This window comes from Shinella sp. G-2, assembly GCF_050172695.1.
In the GTDB taxonomy this organism is placed as follows: domain Bacteria; phylum Pseudomonadota; class Alphaproteobacteria; order Rhizobiales; family Rhizobiaceae; genus Shinella.
The window spans coordinates 39,301-56,376 of record NZ_JBBEYH010000018.1 but is presented as its reverse complement, the minus strand read 5'-3'; the positions used below and the strand labels follow the sequence as shown (position 1 = coordinate 56,376).

Below are 17,076 nucleotides of genomic sequence, written 5' to 3'. Positions count from 1 at the left end.
TTAGCAGTCGGGAATGATAGGGCAGGGGGACTATATTTGCCCTCAATAGTATGATTGAATTTCGAAAATGGCGTTTCGGACCACCGGGCGCCACAAGGACAATCGTGGAAAACGGGGAACTGGAATGAACAGGGAAAAGATCACGACGCGCATTCGCCCGCTGCTCGCCGGCGCGGCCTTCTCGATGCTGCTCGTCTCGGGCGGCATGGCGCCGGCCTTCGCCGAAACGCCGGCCGACACGCTCGTCCAGGCCTGGGCGATCGACGACACGATCACGCTCGACCCGGCGGAATCCTTCGAGCTGTCGCCGGCCGAATTCATCGGCAACGCCTATGACATGCTGGTGCGTCTCGACATCGACGACACGACCAAGGTCAAGGGCGGCGTCGCCGACAGCTGGACCGTTTCCGACGACGGCCTCACCTATACGTTCAAGCTGAAGCCGGGCATCAAGTTCGCCTCCGGCAACCCTGTTACCGCCGAGGACGTCGCCTGGTCATTCGAGCGCGTCGTCAAGCTCGACAAGAGCCCCGCCTTCATCCTCACCCAGTTCGGCCTGACGGGCGAGAACGTCGCCGAGAAGGCCAAGGCCGTCGACGAGACGACCTTCGTCTTCACCGTGGACAAGCCCTACGCGCCGAGCTTCGTGCTGAACTGCCTCACCGCCACCGTCGGCGCCGTGCTCGACAAGAAGCTGGTGATGGAGCACGCTGCCGCCACCACGCCGAGCGACGAGTACAAGTACGACACCGATTTCGGCTATGCCTGGATGAAGACCAATTATGCCGGCTCCGGTCCCTTCAAGATTCGCGACTGGCGCGCCAACGAAATCCTCGTGCTCGAGCGCAACGACAATTATTACGGCGACAAGCCGGCGCTGACCCGCGTCATCTACCGCCATGTGAAGGAAAGCGCGACGCAGCGCCTGATGCTGGAAGCCGGTGACGTCGACGTCGCCCGCAACCTGGAGCCGGGCGACCTCGACGCCGTTTCCAAGAATCCGGAGATGACGACGGCCAGCGCGCCGAAGGGCACGGTCTACTATATCAGCCTCAACCAGAAGAACGAGAACCTCGCCAAGCCCGAGGTGCGCGAGGCCTTCAAGTATCTGGTCGACTACGACGCCATCGGCGCGACGCTCATCAAGGGCATCGGCGAGATCCGCCAGACCTATCAGGCCAAGGGCGTGCTCGGTGCGCTGGATGCGAGCCCCTACAAGCTGGACGTCGCCAAGGCCAAGGAACTGCTGGAAAAGGCCGGCCTTAAGGACGGTCTCTCCGTCACCTTCGACGTGCGCAACACCCAGCCGGTGACCGGCATCGCCGAATCCTTCCAGCAGACGGCCGGCCAGGCCGGCGTGAAGATCGAGATCATCCCCGGCGACGGCAAGCAGACGCTCACCAAGTACCGCGCCCGCAATCACGACATGTATATCGGCCAGTGGGGCATGGATTACTGGGATCCGAACTCCAATGCGGAGGCCTTCACCTCCAACCCCGACAATGGCGACGATGCTTCCGTCAAGACGCTCGCCTGGCGCAATGCCTGGGACATTCCGGAGCTGACGGCCGAGGCGAAGGCCGCCCTTCTCGAGCGTGACGCCGACAAGCGCGCCGAGATGTACAAGAAGCTCCAGCAGGAAGCGCTCGACACCAGCCCCTTCGTCATGATCTTCCAGCAGATCGAAGTGGCGGGCGTGCGCGGCAAGGTCAAGGGTTACAGGCTCGGTCCGAGCTTCGACTCGAACCCGCTCGCACCCGTCTCCAAGGAATGACCTTCCTTGAGCATGACTGAAACCGCAAAGCCCGTGCGGCGCGCCAACCGGCGCGCCCATGCACGGCTGAAGGCGGTGGCCGGCTTCCTCGTCGTCGTCGCCACCACCTATCTCGGCCTGCTGGCCGTCACCTTCTTCATCGGCCGCGTCGTGCCGATCGATCCGGTCCTGGCGATCGTCGGCGACCGCGCGCCCGCGCATGTGGTTGCCCGCGTGCGGCAGGAAATGGGCCTCGATCTGCCCTATTACCAGCAGTTCTGGCTTTACATGAAGGGCGTGCTGCAGGGCGATTTCGGCACTTCAGTGCTGACGACCAATCCTGTCATGACCGATATTAGGCGCGTCTTCCCCGCCACCATGGAACTTGCGACCGTCGGCACCATCATCGGCGCGGCGCTCGGCATTCCGCTCGGCGTGCTCGCGGCCGTCAAGCGCGGCAGCCTTGCCGACCAGGTGGTGCGCATCATCGGCCTCATCGGCTATTCCGTGCCGATCTTCTGGCTGGGCCTGCTAGCGCTCCTCGTCTTCTATGCCCGGCTCGGCTGGGTGTCCGGCCCCGGCCGCATCGACGTCGTCTTCGAATATACGTTCACGCCCGTCACCGGCTTCTTCCTGTTCGACGCGATCTTCAACCGCGACTGGGCCGCCTTCCGCGATATCGTCTCGCACATCATCCTGCCCGCCTCGCTGCTCGGCTATTTCTCCATGGCCTATATCAGCCGCATGACGCGCTCCTTCATGCTGAACGAACTCGGCCAGGAATATGTCGTTGCGGCGCGCGCGAAGGGCCTGTCGGAAACGCGCATCATCTGGGGCCATGCGCTGCGCAATGCCGCGGTGCCGCTCGTGACCGTGATCGCGCTTTCCTATGCCGGCCTGCTCGAAGGCTCGGTGCTGACGGAGACCGTCTTCGCCTGGCCGGGGCTCGGTCTCTACATCACCAATTCGCTGCAAAACGCCGACATGAACGCGGTGCTCGGCGGCACCATCGTCATCGGTTCCGTCTTCATCGCCATCAACCTTCTTTCCGACGTGCTCTATCGCATGCTCGATCCGCGCACGAGGACACGATGAGCGAAACGACCATGACCCGCCGCGAATGGCTCCTGACCGACCGACCGCAGTCCCGCCTGCAGGCCCGGCTTGGCCGCGCCTATGTCGCCTGGCGGCGCTTCACGGCCAACCGGCTCGCCGTGCTCGGCCTTCTCATCATCCTCGGCCTCGTCTTCCTCGCGGTTTTCGCGCCGCTGCTGGCGCCCCATTCGCCCTATGTCGGCGACCTCGCCAAGGCGCGCCTGCTGACGCCGGGGCCGGGGCACTGGCTCGGCACGGACGATCAGGGACGTGACATTCTCTCGCGCCTCATCTACGGCTCGCGCCTTACCTTGCAGGTCGTGCTGCTGGTGGCGGTGATCGCCGCGCCCATCGGCCTTCTGGTCGGCACGGTCGCCGGTTATGCCGGCGGCTGGGTGGATGCGGTGCTGATGCGCATCACCGACATCTTCCTCGCCTTCCCGAAACTCGTCCTGGCGCTGGCCTTCGTCGCCGCGCTGGGGCCGGGCATCGGCAACGCCATCATCGCCATCGCCATCACCTCCTGGCCGCCCTATGCCCGCATCGCCCGGGCCGAGACGCTGACGGTGCGCAACTCCGACTATATTCTCGCCGTGCAGCTGATGGGCGCCTCGCCCTGGCGCATCGTGCTGCGCCACATCATGCCGCTGTGCATCTCCTCGCTCATCGTGCGCGTGACGCTCGACATGGCCGGCATCATCCTCACCGCCGCCGGCCTTGGCTTCCTCGGCCTCGGCGCGCAGCCGCCGCTGCCCGAATGGGGCGCGATGATCGCCTCCGGCCGCCGCTTCATCCTCGATCAGTGGTGGGTCGCCGCCATGCCGGGCGTCGCCATCCTCATCGTCAGCCTCGGCTTCAACCTGCTCGGCGATGGATTGCGCGATGCGCTCGATCCGCGGGGGAGCGGCCAGTGAGCGCGCTACTGACCGTCGAGGACCTCCGCGTCTCCTTCCCGACCCGCACCGGCCTCATCGAGGCGGTGCGCGGCGTCTCCTTCACGCTCGGCCGCGAGCGGCTCGGCATCGTCGGCGAAAGCGGCTCCGGCAAGTCGCAGACCGGCCGCGCCATCATGGGCCTCACCGCCGAACACGGCGTTATCGACGCAAAGCGCCTCGACTTCAACGGCATCGACCTTCTCAAGGCCTCGAAGGCCGAGCGGCGGGCTTTGCGCGGCAAGCGCATCGCCATGATCCTGCAGGATCCGAAATATTCGCTGAACCCGGTCATGACCATCGGTCGCCAGATCGTCGAGACGCTGCGCGCCCACGAGCCGGTCGGCCGCGCGGAGGCGCGCAAGCGCGCGCTCGACATGCTCGCCGCCGTGCAGATCCGCGATCCCGAGCGCGTCTTCGATCTCTACCCGCACGAGGTTTCGGGCGGCATGGGACAGCGCGCCATGATCGCCATGATGCTGATCGCCGGTCCGGAACTCCTGATCGCCGACGAGCCGACCTCGGCGCTCGACGTGACGGTGCAGCTCGACGTGCTCGCCATCCTCGACCGTCTCGTCGTCGAGCGCGGCATGGGACTGATCTTCATCTCGCACGACTTGCGCCTCGTTTCGTCTTTCTGCGACCGCGTCATCGTCATGTATGCCGGCCGCATCGTCGAGGAACTGCCTGCAACAAAGCTTTCCGAGGCCAAGCATCCCTATACGCGGGGTCTTCTCAACTGCATGCCCGAGATCGGCGCCGACAGGCATCCGCTGCCGGTGCTCGACCGCAAACCGGAGTGGAGAACATGACGCCGGCTCTCGCCATCGACGGCCTCGGCGTCGCCTACGACGATTTCGTGGCGCTGGACGATGTCAGTCTCAAGGTCGCGCCGGGCGAATCCTTCGGGCTCGTCGGCGAGTCCGGCTCGGGCAAGTCGACGCTCCTGCGCGCCGTGGCGGGCCTTGCGCCGGTTTCCGCAGGCACGATCGTGGTGGACGGCAAGCCGCTCGGTGAAAAACGCGACAAGGCCTTCTATCGCAAGGTGCAGATGGTGTTCCAGGATCCCTACGGCTCCCTGCATCCGCGCCAGACGGTCGACCGGCTGCTGCTCGAACCGCTCGCCATCCACGGTTTTGGCGATACGGAAAGCCGCATCGTTCGCGCACTGGATGAGGTGGGCCTCGGCTCGAGCTTCCGCTTCCGCTATTCGCACCAGCTCTCCGGCGGCCAGCGCCAGCGCGTGGCGATTGCCCGCGCGCTGATCCTCGAGCCGTCCATCCTGCTGCTCGACGAGCCGACCTCCGCGCTCGACGCCTCCGTACAGGCCGAGGTGCTGAATCTGCTCGAACAGCTCCGCTCTGCCCGCAAGCTCACCTTCGTCATGGTGAGCCATGACCTCGCGGTCGTCACCCATATGTGCGATCGGCTGATGGTGATGCGCGGCGGCCGCGCGGTCGAGGAACTGGCCTCCGGCGACCTCGCTACCCGCAAGGTGAACGCGGACTATACTCGCGGCTTGCTCACGGCGAGCGAGGGTTTCCGCCGCAACGGCTGAACGCAAAAGGGCGGCGCCATCGGCACCGCCCTTTCTCTTCCATCCTGTTTTCAGGCCGCGCCGGCCCGGCGCGGCTGCGCCTCGACGCGGAGGACGGATTCCGCCGCTTCGATGATGGCATGGGTGTCGATGCCGAAATGGGCATAGAGATCGGCGATGGTGCCGGTCTGGCCGAAATGCTCGACGCCGAGCGAGATCGTCCGGTGGCCCTGGACCGAGCCGAGCCAGCCGAGCGTCGCTGGGTGCCCGTCGGTGACGGTGATGACGGTCGCGGCGCGCGAGACATCATCGAACAGCGCTTCGATATGGCTACAGGCGCTGGCGTCGCCATGGCGACGGGCGCGCTGCGCCGCCGTCCAGCCGGCATTGAGCCGGTCGGCGGAGGTGACGGCGAGAACCGCGACATCGCCATGCGCCTCGGCAAGCTGCCCGGCGGCCATCAGCACTTCCGGCGCGACGCAGCCCTGATAGGCGAGCACGATACGGGTGCGGGCGGACGGCGCGCGCAGCCAGTAAGCCCCGTCGATCACACCTTGCCGGAAGGCCGGGTCCTCGCGGCGCAGCGCGATCTGCTCCAGCGGCCGGGTGGTGAGGCGCAGATAGACCGAGCCGCCGGTGCCGTCGCGAAGCCAGGTGCGCGTGTCATGCGTGCCGCCGCCGTCGCGCTGCATGTAGTCGAACGACCAGTCCATGATGACGGAGAGCTCGTCGAGATAGGCGGGTTCGAAGCTCGCAAGGCCGTCCTGGCTCATCCCGATGAGCTGTGAGCCGATGGACTGGTGCGCGCCGCCTTCCGGGGCCAGCGTCACGCCGGAGGGCGTGCCGACGATCATGAAGCGGGCGTCCTGGTAGCAGGCGTAGTTGAGCGCATCGAGGCCACGCGCCACGAAGGGATCGTAGACCGTGCCGATGGGCAGCAGCCGCTCGCCGAACAGCGAGTGGGAAAGCCCTGCCGCACCGAGCAGCAGGAAGAGGTTCATTTCGGCAATGCCCAGCTCGATATGCTGGCCGGCCGGGCCGAACTCCCATTTCTGCGCCGAGGGCACGCGCTCGTCGCGGAACGTATCGGCCAGCTTGCCGCGGGCGAAGAGGCCGCGCCGGTTGACCCAGGGGCCGAGATTGGTCGAGACCGTGACGTCGGGCGCGGTGGTGACGATGCGTGCGGCAAGTGCGTCGTTTCGCTGGGCGAGCGCATCGAGGATCTTGCCGAAGCCGGCCTGCGTGGAAAGCTCGCGGTCGTCGAGGAAGACCGGACCGGGCGTGGCGACGGCGGGCGAGGAGAAGCGCCGCGCGCCTTCGGCGAAGAAGGGTACGGACTTCAGGAAGGCGCGCACCGGCTCGGGCGCGGGGATTGCGCCGAACGTGTCCCATTCCTCGCCGGACTTGACGCCGATGCGGGTCTGGAAGGTTTCCATCTGCGCCTTGGTCATCAGGCCGGCATGGTTGTCCTTGTGACCGGCCAGCGGCGTGCCCCAGCCCTTGATCGTATAGGCGAGGAAGACGGTCGGCCGGTCGTGGTCGATGCTCTCGAAGGTGCGGATCAGCGTTTCCAGGCAGTGGCCGCCGAGATTGTTCATGAGGTCGGAGAGCTGGTCGTCGCTGCGCGCGGCGAGCAGCGCGACAACGCCCGGCTCCGTGCCGATCTCGTCGGTGAGGCGCTTGCGCCAGGCTGCGCCGCCCTGGAAGGTGAGGGCCGAATAGAGCTGGTTCGGGCAGCGGTCGATCCAGCCGCGCAAAGCCTCGCCGCCCGGCTCCTTGAAGGCGGCTTCCTGCAATGCGCCGTATTTCAGCACCTTCACGTCCCAGCCGAAGGCGGTGAAGATACCCTCGATGCGCTGCCACAGGCCTTCGCGCACCACGCCGTCGAGGCTCTGGCGGTTGTAGTCGATCACCCACCAGGTGTTGCGAAGGTCGTGTTTCCAGCCTTCCTGCAGACACTCGTAGATGTTGCCCTCGTCGAGTTCGGCATCGCCCACCAGCGCGATCATACGGCCCTCGGGGCGCTTCGACCATTGCTTGGCGGCGATGTAATCCTGCACGATGGAGGCGAAGGCGGTGATGGCGACGCCAAGACCGACGGAGCCCGTCGAGAAATCGACGTCATCGATATCCTTGGTGCGGCTCGGATAGGACTGCGCACCGCCGAAGCCGCGGAAATTCTCCAGCTTCTCGCGCGTCTGGTTGCCCATGACATACTGGATGCCGTGGAAGACGGGGGAAGCATGCGGCTTGACGGCCACGCGGTCTTCCGGCCGCAGCACATGGAAGTAGAGCGCGGTCATGATCGCGGCGAGCGAGGCGGAGGAGGCCTGGTGCCCCCCGACCTTCACCTCGCCCTTCTCGCGCAGATGGTTGGCATTGTGGATCATCCAGCAGGCGTGCCACAGGACCTGTCGTTCCAGATCCTTCAGGCATGCCAGGGTCGCAGGCGATACGGCCGGCTTCGTCATGGTGTCTTGCTCCTCACTTCCCATTCCGCAGAAATTCTACACCCCGTTCCCGGGAAAAACTGATCTCAGTTGATCTTCTTGGTGGATTTTGCGAATGGTTTTGCCGGTTCTTCGCAAAATTCCGGTCAATCATGCCTCATTCTTTGGACGCCGCTTCCATCCGCATTCTCGACCTCCTCCAGCAGAACGCCGAGATGAGCGTTGCGGAGCTTGCGGAGGCGACCGGCCTTTCGGCGTCGCCCTGCTGGCGACGCGTCAACGAGCTGAAGGAAAGCGGCGTCATCAAGGGCTCCGTGGCGCTGGTCGATGCGCCCTCGCTGGGGCTGGCAGTCAATGTCTTCGTGCAGGTTTCGCTCAAGCAGCAGGACCGGCAATCGCTGGATATTTTCGACGCGGCCATCCGCACCAAACCTGAGATCGTCGAATGTTACCTGATGACGGGCGAGGCGGATTACATGCTGCGCGTCGTCGTGGAGGACCTGTCGAAATTCCAGGCGCTGGTGGTGGATTTCCTGACGCTCATTCCCTGTGTCGCCAATATCCGCTCCAGCTTCGCCCTCAGTCAGATCAAGTATACGACGGCGCTGCCGACCGGGCACCTGAAGGGCAAGGCGTGATCATCCCTGCCGCTCGGGCAGGTCGACGATGAGCCCGTCCAGCGCGTCCGTCAGCTTGATCTGGCAGGAGAGGCGCGAGCGAGCCGGATCCGGCGCGTGGGCGAAGTCCAGCATGTCCTGTTCCAGCGCCGAAATGGCCGGCAACCGATCCACCCATTCGGGCGCGACATAGACGTGGCAGGTGGAACAGGAGCAGGCCCCGCCGCATTCGGCGACGATGCCGCGTACGTCGTCGTCGCGCGCCGCTTCCATCAGCGTCATGCCGGCGGCGGCCTCCACGACATGGCGGTTTCCGCCGTGTTCCACAAAGGTGATCTGGACCATCGCTTCTTCCTTGTCTGTTAGGGCAGGACCGCCGTCGCCTCGACCTCGACCAGGAATTCCGGCCGGGTGAAGCCGGAAACGATCATCAGCGTGGAGGCGGGCTTGACCTCGAAGTCGGCGACGAGGCGGTCGCGCACGGCCATGTATTCGGCCATGTGCGCGCGCTCCGTCACGAAGGCGTTGAAGCGCAGGACATGGGAGAGGTCCGCCCCGGCCTCGGCGAGGATCGCCTTGATGTTGGCAAAGCACAGTTCCGCTTGTGCGGTGACGCCCTCGGGGATCGTGCCATCGGGAGAAAGCGCAAGCTGGCCGGAGGTGACCACGATCTTCTCAGCGGCGACGCCATGGGAATAGCGGCCGAAGGGCGCGGGCAGGGCGGCGGGTTGCAGCGTCTTCATCGTTTCAGGCCTCCTTCAGTCCGCAGCGGCGCAGGAAAAGCTGGGTCGCCTCGGCGATGATGCGGTCCGCATCGAGCGGTTCGTCGTTGGGCTTGCCCATCAGCACGCGGGCCTGCGCCTCGTATTCGGCATAGTGCTGGGTCACGGCCCAGATGTTCATCTGGAAGAGCAGCGGATCGACGGGCGCGATCTTGCCGCTGTCCACCCATTGCTGGATGACCGCATTCGCCTCCTCGACGGCGGCCTTGAGGGCGCCCCAGTGCGGGGTCATTTCCGGCGCGCCGCGGGCGATCTCGTTGGCGAAGAAGCGCGAGAGGTCCGGGAATTCCAGCGTATGGCGCACCTTGCGCTCGATATACTGGGTGATCGCCAGCGCCGGATCGTCGCGCGAGGCGGAGAGGAAGAAGATGTCCTTGTAGGCCTCCACGATGTCGCTCAGCACATCCTGGTACAGCTCCTCTTTCGAGGTGATGTAATAGTGAAGCTGCGCCTTGGTGATGCCGGCCGTCTGGGCGATCGCCTGGGTGGAGGTCCCCGACAGGCCGTTGCGCGCGAATTCCTGGATCGCGGCATTGCGGATCGCGGCGTGGATTTCCTTGCGCTTTTTCTGAACAGTGCTCATGGCGGTCCTGGCGATGGAGAGCAGGCCGGCGCGTAGCGCCGGCCCGGGGTTTCGGTTACTTGCCCGTCAGCTTGGCCTTGATGTCGAGGCCCTTGCCCTTGTTGACGAAGCGTGTGTCGGCGACCTTGGAGAGGTCGACCGAGCCAGCCTCGATGATCTTGCTTTCGACGGCAAGGTCATGGAAGGCCTTGATGCGCTCGGCGCTCATCGCGCCGATGCCCTTTTCCACGGCATCGCCGGAATCGATGATCTGCAGCTTGTCGAACTGCGCCATTTCGGCGTCGAGCTTTTCGACCGTCATTTCCGGGTTGGCGGCGATGATCGCCTCATAGGCCGCCTTGCGGTCGCCGTAGAGGTAGTTGTTCCAGCCCTCGATGGAAGCGTCGAGGAAGCGCTGCACGAGGTCGGGGTTCTTCTCGACCAGTTCGCTGCGCGTTTCGATGATCGAGCCGTAGGTGCTCCAGCCCTGATCGGCGAGCAGGAACACGTCGACGTCGGCGCCTTCCTTCGCGGCATAGAGCGGCTCGGCCGTGCCATAGGCCTGCTGCACCATCTTCTTGTCGCTCAGGAACTGCGCGAGGTTGAAGCCGTAGGGGCGAAGCTGCTCGTCCTTGAAGCCGAGACGGGTGACCATCCACTGCCAGAAGCTGAACTGGCCGTCCTTGGAAACGAGGATGGAGGGCGCGGTGGTGAGCGCCGCGAAATTGGCATATTCACCCTTGTGCGCCATGAAGGCCTGCGGGTCCTTCTGGAAGATCGCCGCGACGACGGTGGTCGGAATGCCGTTGCGCACGTTGTCGAAGGCGAGCAGCAGGTTGCCGCCCATCAGGAAGTCGAGCCGGCCGGCCGGCAGCATCGGCCGGGTATTGACCTGCGGGCCGCCCATCTTGATCTCGACGTCGAGGCCGTATTTGGCATAGGTGCCGTCCACTGCGGCCTGGTAGAAGCCGCCGTGGCCACCCTGGGCCAGCCAGTTGGTGCCGAAGACGACCTTGTCGGCCGCCCAGGACGAGCCGGCGGCGAGCAGCAGGCCCACGGCGGTGAAAAGACTTGTCATGCGCTTCATGGAAGTTCTCCCCTTTTGCTATCTCAGATGTCGGTGCGGGCCATGCCGTCGGTCCAGCCCCGGGTCTTGCCGGGGTTCATCAGGCCATACGGGTCGGCGCGTTTCTTGAATTCGATCTGCGTCTGGTCGATCTGCTTCATGCCGCCGTCCTCGATGGTCACGACATGGGGATCGAAGATCGTGCAGCCGTCCGTTTCCTCGAGCTCGGCGATGAGCTTGTACATGGCTTCCTCGCCGCGATACCGCACCAGCGGCAGGGCGAAGATCTGCACCTCGCCGTCCATGCGCGCCATCTCGTGGTGCCAGTAGATCTCCTCGCCGTAGCGGGCCATCTGGCGGAGCACCAGTTCGGGATCGAAGGGGCGCGGATAGGCGACCTGGAGATAGGTCCAGCTCTTGTCGACCTTGAGGGCCTGCAGCGTGGTGTGGTTCCAGCCGCATTCATAGGCCGGCTGAAGCCCGGCGGCGCGGATTTCCGGCTTGCTCATGGCAAAGGAAATGCGCCCGCCATGGGCCTCGGCCTCGGCGGTGAAGCGGGCCATTTCCTCCGGCGCGACCATGGCGAAGACCGCGTCGCGATCGGCCGGGAAGAGATCGCCGAGCTTGTTGTAGAAGGGCGCGAAGCGGCGCTCGACGGTGGTCAGCAGGTAACAGTCGAGACCCTTTTCCTGCGCGTCGCTGGCAAAGCGCAGCGCGGCATCGTAGCCGTCGAAAAGCGCCGCGGTGTGGATCCAGTCCGTCGCACGGGTAAGGCCGACACCGAGTTCCACGACGATGCCGTTGGTGCCATAGGCGTGCTGTACCTTCTGCACGTCCTCGCCGAAGAGTTCGATCACCTGCGGTTCCGGCTCGACGGTGACGACCTTGGCATAGGTGAGGTTGCCGGGATCGCGCAGCATGCCGTGGCGCAGCGAGCCGATGCCGCCCGAGCCGCCGGCGACGAAACCGCCGATGGTCGCCATCTGGCGCGTCGAGGGATACATCATCAGTTCCTGGCCGGTCTCGTGCGCGGCATCGTCGAGCCGCGAGATGCGGGCGCCCGCTTCGACGCGCACATGGCCGTCGGTGATCTCGATCACCCGGTCGAGGCGGGTGAGATCCATGACGATGCCGCCCTCCAGCGGCACGCACTGGCCGTAATTGCCGGTGCCGCCGCCGCGCAGCGTCAGCGGAACCTTGTGACGCGCGACGACGGAGGCGACATGCACGACCTCCTCGATGTTCTGCGGCACGACGATCAGTTCGCCGAGCTTGTCTTTCAGCTGCTCGTTGAGGATCGGGCTGTACCAGAAGTAATCGCGCGAACGTGCGGCGATGTAGTTCGCGTCGTCATGGGCGCGAATGCCGTTCAGCGCCGCCTTGATCGACGCCCAGTCGCGGTGTCCGGTCATGTCTGTTCTCCTTGGTGATCGGTCAGGATGCGGCCGTTGCGCCAGACCGCGCGGTCGGCACGGGGGCGGCTCAGGGCATCGGTCAGGTCCTCGGCGTCGAGCCGGATGAAATCGGCGGGGCCGCCCTCGGCAAGCGCCAGGCTCCGGCCCATCCAGCGGGCCGGCGCCTCGCTCACCGCGTTCAGCCAATCCTCGGGCTGAAGGTGGCCGAGGAGGACCGCGCCGCGGAAGGCGTCGAAAAGGTCGTAGTCGCCGAAGGGGAAGAAGGCGTCGCGCACATTGTCCGAGCCGATCATCACCTCCAGCCCGGCGGCGCGCGCCTCGTGCAGGGGCGCAAGGCCGCGCAGGCGCGGCGTGCGGCCGGCCCTGGCGTCCTGGAGATAGGCGTTGCAGCCGGGCAGCGCCGTGAGGCCGACGCCCGCGGCGCCCGCGCGGGCGAGAATTCCCGCGACCTCGTCTGGATCGCGCACCGAAAGCGCGCAGCCATGACCGCACAGCACCCGGCCGGCAAGGCCGCGCCGCTCGGTCTCTGCCACGATGGCATCGATGCCGCGAGCCTCGATGTCCAGCCCTTCGTCGACATGGAAATCGAGCGGGAGATCGTGCTTTTCGGCAAGGTCGAAGACCGCGGCGAGCCGGGCTTCGAGATCGTCGTTGCGATAGATGAAGGCGCCGAGCACGGCGCCGGCCGCCTTGACCTCGCGGGCGATGGCTTCGCCCACCTCGGCGAAGAGGTCGAGCGGCGTCAGCGAGGCAAGTTCTAGCTGGACGCGGTCCCGCCATTCGCCGGCAAGATCGCGCAGCACATGCCACCCTGCCGGCGGCGTTGCGCCGTACCAGTCGACATGGCTGCGCATCAGCGCCGTGCCGTGGCGATATGCCCGGTCCAACCCCCGGCCGGCCCGCCGGGTGAGGTCGGCATGATCCCAGCGCGCGGCGTCGGCCTGCATCATTTCGATGGCATGGAACAGCGAGGTGGCGCGGGCCGGCATGCGCGACGCGGTGAAGGTCTTGTCGAGATGGGTATGGATATCGGCCATCAGCGGCAGGACGAGACCGCCGTCCCTCTCCGTGGAGGGATCGAGGGCCGCGATGCGGCCGCCCCGGATGGCGATATCCCAGTGGCCGCCCCGGCCGGCGATACGGACGCCGGCAAGGCGTGCGCCGCCCGCGCCGGCATCGGCGATGGTGTTGTCTGCGGTCCGCATGGCGCTCACGTCTCGCGCTTGATTTCGCTTTCGTGCCAGTGGCCGAGCACGAGGTTCGACAGCCAGGACGTGACGAGGAAGATGCCGACGCCGAGCACCGAGACGAGGAACAGCGCGGCGAACATGCGCGGGATCTCGTTACGGAAGCTCGATTCGAGGATGCGCGAGGCAAGGCCAGTGTTCTGGCCCGCCGTGCCGGCGACGAATTCGGCGACGACCGCGCCGATCAGCGAGAGACCGCCGGCGATCTTCAGGGCCGCCATGAAATAGGGCAGCGCCGAGGGGATCAGCAAATAGCGCAGGCGCTGCCAGGGTGTCGCCTGATAGAGGCGGAACATGTCGCGCAGGTTATGGTCGGCGCTGCGCAGGCCGATCGCCGTGTTCGACAGGATCGGGAAGAAGGCGACGATCCAGGCGCAGATGAGCAGCGCGAAGAAGGTGTTGCTGACATAGATGAGGATCAGCGGTGCTATGGCGATGATCGGCGTCACCTGCAGGATGACGGCGAAGGGGAAAAGGCACATTTCCACCGTGCGCGACAGCGCGAAGAGCATGCCGAGCAGCACGCCGCCGATGATCGCAAGGCTCAGCGACAGCAGCGTCAGCTTCACCGTGAAGGCCGCGCTCTGCATCAGCGAGGACCAGTCCTGCACCAGCGTCTTGGCGATCAGGCTCGGCGCGGGGATGAGGTAATGCGGCACCTCGTTGTACCAGACGAGGAATTCCCACAGACAGAGGACCGCGAGGATCGAGACGATGGGCATGATGACGCGCAGGCGCCGCTCGCGGCGTTCGAAAAGGATGCGCGGATCGACGATTTCGCTGTCGGCGGCAGCCGGATCAATGGTTGAGATCGACATGGTCCATGGTCCCTTCGAGCGCGTTGCTGACCAGACGGCAGTTCTCGGTGTACTCGGATGTCATGCGGTAGGCGCTCGTCCGGGTCTCGGCGCCGGGCAGCGCGATGTCGTGCACCACGCGGCCGGGGCGTGCGGCCATGACCACGACGCGGCTGGAGAGATAGACGGACTCGAAGACCGAGTGGGTGACGAAGATCACCGTCAGCCCGTGCGAGCGCCAGAGGCCCAGCACCTCGTCGTTGAGCTTGGAGCGCGTCATCTCGTCGAGGGCGGCAAAGGGTTCGTCCATCAGCAGCAGCTTCGGCTTCGTCACCATCGCGCGAGCGATGGAGACGCGCATCTTCATGCCGCCCGAAAGTTCGCGCGGATAGGAACGGGCGAAATTGGCAAGCCCGACCATGGAGAGCGCCTCTTCCACGCGGGCCTTCGCCTCGCCCTTGCCGAGGCCCTGCAGCTTCAGCGGCAGGAAGACATTGTCGAAGACCGTCGCCCAGGGCATCAGCGTCGCCTCCTGGAAGACATAGCCGATATCGCTGCCATGCGGGCTTTCGCCGGCCGGATGGCCGTTGACGGTGATCGAGCCCGAGGAAAACGACAAGAGGCCGGAGATCATCTTCAGCGCCGTGCTCTTGCCGCAGCCGGACGGGCCGAGGAAGGAGACGAACTCGCCGTTGCGGATCTGCAGCGACATGCCGCGCAGCGCCACGGTGCCGTTGGCGAAGCGCTTGGAGACGTCCTTCATGTCGATGAGGACGGGGCTTTCGGTCAGGCCGGCGGCCTTGGGGAGGGGGCTTGCCGCGTTCATGCTACCACTCCGGTTTTCTGTCCAGCCAGTCGGCCGGCAGGCTGTCGATTTCCGCCATGGCCTCCACGAGGCGGACGATGGCGTGGTCGAGGGTCGCCTCACCTTTCGCGGCGGTGGCGAGATGCGCTTCGCCGCAGGCCCCGGCGGTGCTGAAGTCCTGCGTCTTCCAGCCGGGCTTCGCGCCGCGACCGAGGCCGAGATGACGATAGGTCTCGAAGAGGTCCTGGCCGCGCGAGCGGAAGTCGCGGGCGGCCGTCATGTTCACATTGCCGGGGTCGAGCGCCAGCATGACCGAGGTTTCCATGTCGCCGGCATGGATGCCGTGGGTGCGCTCGATGTCGGAATAGATGCCGTCGGGCATGCCGAAGCCGAACCAGTTGACGGAGAAGGCCAGCATGTCGTGCGCGACGCGCAATTGGCGGGTCACGACGTCCATGACCGGGATATTGCCGCCATGGCCGTTGAGAAGGACGAATTTGCGCACGCCCGAACGCGCCACGCTGGCGCCGATCTCGGTAAGGACGCGGATCAGCGTTTCCGCTGAAAGGGTGAGCGTACCGGGATAGTCGATGTGCTCGTCGCTCTTGCAGACGGCCTGCGTCGGCAGGAACAGCACCGGACTGTCCTCCGGCAGGGCCCTGGCGAGGCGGCGGGCCACCCCGTCGACCGTACAGCTGTCGACGGACATGGGCAGGTGCGGTCCGTGTTGTTCGACGGCCCCGATGGGCAGGACGGCGATGATGCGATCGCGGTCGAGCGCGGCGAAATCGCGGCTGGAATAGTCGGCCCAGAAGCGCTTCATCGCGAAGCCTCCGTGCCGCCAGGGATACCTGTTGCTGACAGAAACTCCATCTTGCTCCTCCTCTTCCTCCGAGGTTAGATAAACAAATTCATAGCAAATGGTCAAACTGTTTGGTATGATATTCCCAGATGTTACGATAAGCTTTTGATTATCATCATGTTTATTCGTGGCTTTCGGTCGCCGGGAGGGCGACTGGAGCAGGGTCTGGGAGGGACTTATGAGACGACCGCGCCTGCTGATCACCCGGCCCCTGCCGGAGCCCGTCCATGCGCGCGCGGCCGCGCTTTTCGACCTGACGATCCGCAAGGAAACCGGCCCGACGACCGCCGCCGATCTTTCCGCCGCGCTCCGCGACCACGACGCGATCCTGCCCTCGCTCGGCGATGTTTTTTCGCCTGACGTCTTTGCCGGCGCGCCCGCGCCGCGCTGCCGGATCCTCGCCAATTTCGGCGTCGGCGTGAGCCATATCGATCTTGCCGCCGCCGCGGGCGCGGGCGTTGCCGTTACCAACACGCCGGGCGCCGTCACCGGTCCGACCGCCGATATCGCCATGCTGCTTCTTCTGATGACCGCGCGCCGCGCGGGCGAGGGCGAGCGGCTGGTGCGCTCCGGCACGTGGCAGGGCTGGCATCCGGTGCAGCTTCTCGGCCAGGACGTTTCCGGCAGCACGGTCGGTATCGTCGGCATGGGGCGCATCGGGCAAGAGGTGGCCCGCCGCGCTGCGGCCGGTTTCGGCATGCGGGTGCTGTTCCACAACCGGTCGCCGAAGGCGGTACCGGGCGTGGAGACGGAACAGGTGCCGCTCGACGAGTTGCTGCAGCGCGCCGATTTCGTCGTGCTGACCGTTCCCGGCGGCAGCGAGACGCGCCACCTGATCGACGCGCGCGCCTTAACGCTGATGCGGCCGCATACACATCTTATCAATGTCTCGCGCGGCGAGGTGGTCGACGAGGCGGCGCTGATCCGCGCGCTCGAAGGCCGGCAGATCGCCGGAGCGGCACTCGATGTCTACGAATTCGAGCCTGCCGTGCCGGCGGCGCTGCGCGAACGCGACGATGTCGTGCTGCTGCCGCATCTCGGCTCGGCGACCCGCGCCGCGCGCGAGGGCATGGGCATGACGGCGCTCGACAATCTGGAGGCCTTCTTCCTTGGCAGGGTGCCGGAGAACAAGGTGGCCTAGAGCATGTCAGGTTCA

The 17,076-nt window shown here is 65.8% G+C and carries 17 protein-coding genes; 7 read left to right on the top strand and 10 right to left on the bottom strand.

The window, feature by feature from the left end; all coding sequences use genetic code 11:
- The first annotated feature begins 124 nt into the window (after positions 1-124).
- From V8U06_RS21380 to V8U06_RS21360, 5 genes are read left to right on the top strand one after another with little or no spacing between them, the layout of a single operon-like run.
- Positions 125-1,774, top strand: coding sequence for an ABC transporter substrate-binding protein (locus V8U06_RS21380; protein ID WP_427142413.1), 1,650 nt, complete (start codon positions 125-127; stop codon positions 1,772-1,774).
- A 12-nt stretch (positions 1,775-1,786) separates the two neighbouring features.
- On the top strand, positions 1,787-2,848 hold the full coding sequence (locus V8U06_RS21375; protein WP_427142412.1) for an ABC transporter permease: 1,062 nt from the start codon (positions 1,787-1,789) through the stop codon (positions 2,846-2,848).
- Positions 2,845-3,762: a nickel transporter permease gene (gene nikC / locus V8U06_RS21370; protein ID WP_427142411.1), complete on the top strand. Its 918-nt coding sequence runs from the start codon at positions 2,845-2,847 to the stop codon at positions 3,760-3,762. Before V8U06_RS21375 ends, nikC begins: the two co-directional genes overlap by 4 nt.
- Positions 3,759-4,592, top strand: coding sequence for an ABC transporter ATP-binding protein (locus tag V8U06_RS21365; RefSeq protein ID WP_427142410.1), 834 nt, complete (start codon positions 3,759-3,761; stop codon positions 4,590-4,592). Before nikC ends, V8U06_RS21365 begins: the two co-directional genes overlap by 4 nt.
- A complete protein-coding gene (locus tag V8U06_RS21360; RefSeq protein WP_427142409.1) occupies positions 4,589-5,338 on the top strand; it encodes an ABC transporter ATP-binding protein in 750 nt (249 codons plus the stop codon). The genes V8U06_RS21365 and V8U06_RS21360 overlap by 4 nt, the downstream gene beginning before the upstream one ends.
- 50 nt (positions 5,339-5,388) lie before the next feature.
- Here V8U06_RS21360 and V8U06_RS21355 read toward each other — a convergent pair whose 3' ends face one another.
- Complete coding sequence (locus tag V8U06_RS21355; protein WP_427142408.1) at positions 5,389-7,788, bottom strand: transketolase-like TK C-terminal-containing protein; 2,400 nt, start codon at positions 7,786-7,788, stop codon at positions 5,389-5,391.
- A 131-nt stretch (positions 7,789-7,919) separates the two neighbouring features.
- Between V8U06_RS21355 and V8U06_RS21350 the strand changes: the two genes are divergently transcribed.
- On the top strand, positions 7,920-8,405 hold the full coding sequence (locus V8U06_RS21350) for an Lrp/AsnC family transcriptional regulator (protein WP_226923054.1): 486 nt from the start codon (positions 7,920-7,922) through the stop codon (positions 8,403-8,405).
- Here V8U06_RS21350 and V8U06_RS21345 read toward each other — a convergent pair whose 3' ends face one another.
- Genes V8U06_RS21345 through V8U06_RS21305 form a run of 9 tightly spaced genes read right to left on the bottom strand, consistent with a single transcriptional unit; the run spans position 8,406 to position 15,881 of the window.
- A complete protein-coding gene (locus tag V8U06_RS21345; RefSeq protein WP_427142407.1) occupies positions 8,406-8,729 on the bottom strand; it encodes a 2Fe-2S iron-sulfur cluster-binding protein in 324 nt (107 codons plus the stop codon).
- Positions 8,730-8,746: 17 nt separating this feature from the next.
- Positions 8,747-9,127, bottom strand: a complete 381-nt coding sequence (locus V8U06_RS21340; protein ID WP_427142406.1) for a RidA family protein — start codon at positions 9,125-9,127, stop codon at positions 8,747-8,749.
- Positions 9,128-9,131: 4 nt separating this feature from the next.
- Positions 9,132-9,749 carry a TetR family transcriptional regulator C-terminal domain-containing protein gene (locus tag V8U06_RS21335; protein WP_427142405.1) on the bottom strand — a complete coding sequence of 206 codons (618 nt, stop codon included), beginning with the start codon at positions 9,747-9,749 and terminating at the stop codon, positions 9,132-9,134.
- A 55-nt stretch (positions 9,750-9,804) separates the two neighbouring features.
- The gene (locus tag V8U06_RS21330) at positions 9,805-10,806 is read right to left on the bottom strand and encodes an ABC transporter substrate-binding protein (protein WP_427142453.1); all 1,002 of its coding nucleotides are present in this window, start codon (positions 10,804-10,806) and stop codon (positions 9,805-9,807) included.
- Between the two features lie 32 nt (positions 10,807-10,838).
- A complete protein-coding gene (locus V8U06_RS21325; RefSeq protein ID WP_427142404.1) occupies positions 10,839-12,206 on the bottom strand; it encodes an FAD-binding oxidoreductase in 1,368 nt (455 codons plus the stop codon).
- On the bottom strand, positions 12,203-13,414 hold the full coding sequence (locus tag V8U06_RS21320; protein WP_427142403.1) for an amidohydrolase family protein: 1,212 nt from the start codon (positions 13,412-13,414) through the stop codon (positions 12,203-12,205). Before V8U06_RS21320 ends, V8U06_RS21325 begins: the two co-directional genes overlap by 4 nt.
- Positions 13,415-13,419: 5 nt before the next feature.
- Entirely contained in the window at positions 13,420-14,274 is an 855-nt protein-coding gene (locus V8U06_RS21315) for an ABC transporter permease (RefSeq protein WP_226923047.1), read from the bottom strand.
- A complete protein-coding gene (locus V8U06_RS21310; protein WP_427142402.1) occupies positions 14,255-15,079 on the bottom strand; it encodes an ABC transporter ATP-binding protein in 825 nt (274 codons plus the stop codon). The genes V8U06_RS21315 and V8U06_RS21310 overlap by 20 nt, the downstream gene beginning before the upstream one ends.
- Position 15,080: 1 nt before the next feature.
- Positions 15,081-15,881 carry a creatininase family protein gene (locus V8U06_RS21305; protein WP_427142401.1) on the bottom strand — a complete coding sequence of 267 codons (801 nt, stop codon included), beginning with the start codon at positions 15,879-15,881 and terminating at the stop codon, positions 15,081-15,083.
- A gap of 217 nt (positions 15,882-16,098) precedes the next feature.
- Here V8U06_RS21305 and V8U06_RS21300 point away from each other — a divergent pair, with 217 nt between their 5' ends.
- Positions 16,099-17,061 (top strand): 2-hydroxyacid dehydrogenase, encoded by a 963-nt coding sequence (locus tag V8U06_RS21300; RefSeq protein ID WP_427142400.1) that lies wholly within the window; start codon positions 16,099-16,101, stop codon positions 17,059-17,061.
- Positions 17,062-17,076 lie beyond the last annotated feature (15 nt).